Annotated in this window: 2 protein-coding genes; both read left to right on the forward strand. The window is 67.9% G+C overall.

What is annotated here, in order from left to right; all coding sequences use genetic code 11:
- Positions 1–89: 89 nt before the first annotated feature.
- Positions 90–572 (forward strand): helix-turn-helix domain-containing protein, encoded by a 483-nt coding sequence (locus tag DQ240_RS23795; protein WP_199589488.1) that lies wholly within the window; start codon positions 90–92, stop codon positions 570–572.
- A gap of 22 nt (positions 573–594) precedes the next feature.
- A complete protein-coding gene (locus DQ240_RS23800; protein ID WP_199589489.1) occupies positions 595–1,242 on the forward strand; it encodes a transposase in 648 nt (215 codons plus the stop codon).
- Positions 1,243–1,253 lie beyond the last annotated feature (11 nt).

Below are 1,253 nucleotides of genomic sequence, written 5' to 3' on the forward strand. Positions count from 1 at the left end.
CTAGTGCCCCGGCCGTGAACCTTGGCCCTGACGGCCGTTTGCTGAAGCCTGGGCTCGTCTGATCCTGTCTTCCCCGCAGGAGATGCGAGATGGTGCATCGGGTGCAGGTCCGCGAGATCAGCAACGACGAGGGCAACCGGCTGTTGCGTATCGTGCGCCGGTCCAGCGGGTCGGTGGTGACCTGGCGGCGAGCGCAGATGGTGCTGCTGTCGGCTCAGGGCATGGATCCGGCCGGGATCGCGCAGGTGACCTTCACCAGCCCGGATCGGGTGCGCGACGTGCTGCACAACTTCAACGCCGACGGGTTCGACTCGCTGCAGCCCAAGTACGCCGGGGGTCGGCCACCGGGGTTCGACCCGGGCCAGCGGGCGGAGATCAAGAAGATCGCGCTGGGCCGGCCGGCCGATCACGGGCTGCCGTTCTCCACCTGGAGCCTGTCGAAGCTGGCCGACTTCCTGGTCGCCGAGGGGGTGGTCGAGGACATCTCCCACGAGGGGCTGCGCGTGCTGCTGCGCGAGCAGGGCGTCTCCTTTCCAGGCCGTCAAGACCTGGAAGACCAGCACCGACCCTGACTACGAGGCCAAGAAGAACCGGGTGCTGGAGCTCTACGCGATCGCCGACGGCAAGCGCGCCCCCGGACCGGACGATCCGGCCGCGGTGATCTGCATGGACGAGTTCGGTCCGTTGAACCTGCAACCTCATCCAGGCAAGCAGTGGGCGCCCATCGCGGCCGGCAAGGGCGAGCAAGCTGCGCCGCGGCGACGTCGGCGGCGGGCGACCTATAAGCGCCCGCACGGCGTGCGGCACCTGCTGGCCGGCTACGACCTGTCCACCGACCGGCTCTACGGGCACGTCAAGGTTCGCAAGGGCCGGACCGAGTTCCTGGCCTTCTGCCGCTATCTGCGCTCGCTGCACCCGCCCGGCGTGCGGATCGCAATCGTGCTGGACAACTTCAGTCCGCACCTGTCCACCAGAACAGACGGGCGGGTCGGGGCATGGGCCGCGGCGAACAACGTCGAACTGGCCTACGTGCCGTTCTACGGCTCCTGGCTGAACCGGATCGAGGCGCAGTTCACCGCGTTGCGCTACTTCGCTCTCGACGGCACCGACCACGAGTCACACCGCGAGCAGGCGAGCATGATCCGTCGTTACATCGCCTGGCGGAACCGTCACGTCACCGACCCCCGACTCCGCAAGGTCATCCGCCGAGCCGAAACCATCAAGAGGGCGAAGGTTGCCTGACTCGGCACTAG

Origin of the sequence: Blastococcus sp. TF02A-26 (genome assembly GCF_003319125.1) — a bacterium.
GTDB lineage: Bacteria > Actinomycetota > Actinomycetes > Mycobacteriales > Geodermatophilaceae > Trujillonella.

Bases quoted from the DNA above. Each gene is read 5' to 3' on its own strand.
- DQ240_RS23795 (WP_199589488.1), top strand. From the start codon at position 90: ATGGTGCATCGGGTGCAGGTCCGCGAGATCAGCAACGACGAGGGCAAC.